The organism is Microcoleus sp. A003_D6 (genome assembly GCF_036702825.1).
Lineage (GTDB): Bacteria > Cyanobacteriota > Cyanobacteriia > Cyanobacteriales > Microcoleaceae > Microcoleus.
This window is the reverse complement of record NZ_JAUBWA010000262.1, coordinates 1-2,891: the sequence shown is the minus strand read 5'-3', so window position 1 is coordinate 2,891 and position 2,891 is coordinate 1. Positions and strand designations below refer to the sequence as shown.

The following is a 2,891-nucleotide window of genomic DNA, read 5'->3' as shown; positions in this document are numbered from 1 at the left end:
TCTCTCTCTGACTTGTTCGTAGGTATCTACTATTAATTCATATTCTGTGAGTATTTCTTTGACTGTTTCATAGTCAGCAGCATTTTTTTTTACTTGTTCAAGTAAGCTACATGGTAGCAATTCTCGTAATGCACGGCAACCAATAATTAAACGTATTATTAGCTGTAGACTCGCTTACTCCAAACTGGATTCCCAGAATTTGAAATGTTGTCATATGCCTCAGATAGACCAATGTTAAAATTATGGGAAGCGCAAAAAAATAAAATACCAGTCAAGTTGGGGTGATCGTGATATCCCATTTCGGTAAAGTTTCAGAACGTTGCCATAAGGGTAGATACTCTTTTAAATTTTTTGGTAAGACTTTTATTCCTTTCTCGTAAGTTGTCTCAACCAAATGTACAATCGGTTTAATCCCTTGCCACGTCATGTTGCCTGCCCTGTTTATAGCAGTTTCAACCGAATCTAAAATAGCACCAGTTTGAGTCGATGTGGGGTATTATCCCCAGCACCTCTCAGTAAGATCTGGACGTGCCCGTTTTCGTGCATCCAGCTCCCGATATTCTTAGGGAGTGACCCTTTTGCCCATGTGTAAATAGTCATGACAGGATTTATGTATTGCTAGAAAATTTTCAGGTTTCCAGTGATCATGGTTTCCGTCGATGTGGTGTAAATGTACAGGTTCATCACTTATAAATTTCATTCCACAATGACCACATGAATGGTTTTGCTTTTTGAGAGCTTTAGAGGTAGCCCCATTATATAACTTACTATTGCGTTCGCTCCAGTAGGTTGAATCTCCGTCATAGGGGGATTTGTTCCCTTTGACGTTGATGTGTTTATTTTCGGAGTAAGGAACTGTTGGAAATGCCTTCTTAACAAGCTTAACGCTTGATTCTCTGGTATTTTTGGTTTCCTGGTTAAATACCGTGTATGTTCTGTGATTTAAGAACCAAAGTGAGAATCTGGCTCCTGACATATCACAGAACCTATGGTAATTTCTCCATCCTCTAACTATTGGTGCTAGCTTTTCGGCTTTTACCTGAGAACCATAATTCGAGCAATTAACGATGTTCTTTACCTTCAAACGGAATTTTTTAAAGTTATCCACTGAGGGGTAACTTTTGAATCTGCCGTCGCTTAACACTTTGAAGTGCCAGCCGAGAAAGTCGAATCCATCTGTCGCAGCGGTTACTTTGGTTTTCTTAGCACTTACCTTCATACCTCGTGCTGCTAGAAAGTTATCAATGTCGGAAAGTATTTTTACTGCATCGTCTTGAGGTCTAAGCACTATCACCATATCATCCGCATAACGGATTGATGTTTCGACAATATTTGACGCTGGGGTTTTGTCTGTTATTCTAAATCCATCCTTATGGTATCTGTGAATACTTTCAATCCCGTTAAGAGCGATGTTGGCTAAAAGGGGACTCACCACCCCACCTTGAGGAGTTCCTTGTTCCGGGAAGTCGGGGTTGACCCCAGCTTTTAGGCATCGGAAGATTCCGAGCTTGACACCCTTGGGCGCAATCAGGTTGTCCATTATGGTGGTGTGACTAATCCTGTCGAAGCATTTTTCAATGTCGAGTTCGATCACTCGTTTTTCCGTTCCATTGCAGTAGCTTCTTAGATTGTTGAACAGGATTTTCTGTGCATCGTGCGCGGAGCGTCCAGTTCTGAACCCGTAGCTGTAGGCATGGAATGTTGCTTCGTGTGCTGGTTCTAAAGCGTATTTTGCGAGGCATTGCCAAGCTCTATCCGCGATAGTTGGGATTTTTAGCATTCTGGTTGTCCCGTCCTTTTTAGGGATTGGGATTTCCCGTAGTCCTTGATGATGCCAATTACCTGCCGACTCTTTGAGTATTGTTTCTAGGTCGAAACGTCCTGTAAAGCCTAGGGATTTTACACCGTCAACACCTGCTGTTTTCTTACCCGTGTTTAGCTGTGTTACTTGTCGAATTGCTAGAAATCTACCAGCTTTGGATTTCAGAATAAGTTTTTGCAAAAACCTTGCTTTCCGCGTGTTTCCTGCTCGAACTGCTTTGAATATTCTTCTTTGTAGGCGGAATAAATCTTTGCGGAATTTCTTCCAGGGTAGATTTTTCCAAGATTCACTATCGTTGCCGATGTGCCTAATCATGCTCTGTTCCGTTGAATATTTTCTGAATACCTTGCGAAAATTACTTCGCATCCTACCCGTCTTGAGAGAGTTCCGTATCTCATCTTACCTACATGGAAATCGACGTATCCATGACTCTCAAGTCGTTTTTATTCGTTCCCTCAGATGATTAATTGTTCCGTTAGGTGTAGCCATTTTAACTATCAGAAACCCAGGATTCTGAACGCTATTCCGGAAAGATGCGTCGGGTTTTAGCTCTGATGAGGTCAGGGTTTTATAAGTTATGCCCTGCCTACATTTAAGTTACTTTTCTAGGCTCGGTTTCACCGTGGGAACTCCCTGTTAGCACCAGTGTCAGCCCGTAACAGCCGTCTGATTGCGCCCTGTTCCCAGCTTCACTCTCCAAGAATTGAACTTGGTCGGTGTGGGCAGATAAGGAGTCACGCATGAATCTTGCGGGAAGGACTTGCACCTTCATCAATCTGAGAGTTCAGTGCTCAACCTAGGGGTCAAGTTTCACGCTCATTAGTTATTTACGGATTGATTACCGAGATTCACTAATCAACGAATCGCACTTCCAATAATGTTCAAGTGCTGAGAGAGCACCGTTCAATTGGGTTATACTTGCTATGATAGGGTGGGTAGTAAATTAGTCGGATTCTTAAGCCAATTGCCTGAGATAACTCGATGACTCGATGGGGTGCATCTCACTTTGGCGAGTATGCCAAAAAAGGGTTAAAATGAAAAAGCTAGTAAAATTGCCAAATAAAGATGA

The 2,891-nt window shown here is 42.2% G+C and carries 3 protein-coding genes and 1 pseudogene; all 4 read right to left on the bottom strand.

The window, feature by feature from the left end; genetic code table 11:
• Window positions 1-106 precede the first annotated feature (106 nt).
• Complete coding sequence (locus QUB70_RS32855; RefSeq protein WP_442927864.1) at window positions 107-214, bottom strand: helix-turn-helix domain-containing protein; 108 nt, start codon at window positions 212-214, stop codon at window positions 107-109.
• Window positions 215-271: 57 nt separating this feature from the next.
• Window positions 272-469, bottom strand: coding sequence for an ISAzo13-like element transposase-related protein (locus tag QUB70_RS32850; RefSeq protein ID WP_442927866.1), 198 nt, complete (start codon window positions 467-469; stop codon window positions 272-274).
• A 93-nt stretch (window positions 470-562) separates the two neighbouring features.
• Window positions 563-2,137, bottom strand: a complete 1,575-nt coding sequence (locus QUB70_RS32210; RefSeq protein WP_332985867.1) for a group II intron reverse transcriptase/maturase — start codon at window positions 2,135-2,137, stop codon at window positions 563-565.
• Between the two features lie 584 nt (window positions 2,138-2,721).
• Window positions 2,722-2,811: pseudogene (locus QUB70_RS32205) on the bottom strand (ISAzo13-like element transposase-related protein); the annotation flags it as partial.
• Window positions 2,812-2,891 lie beyond the last annotated feature (80 nt).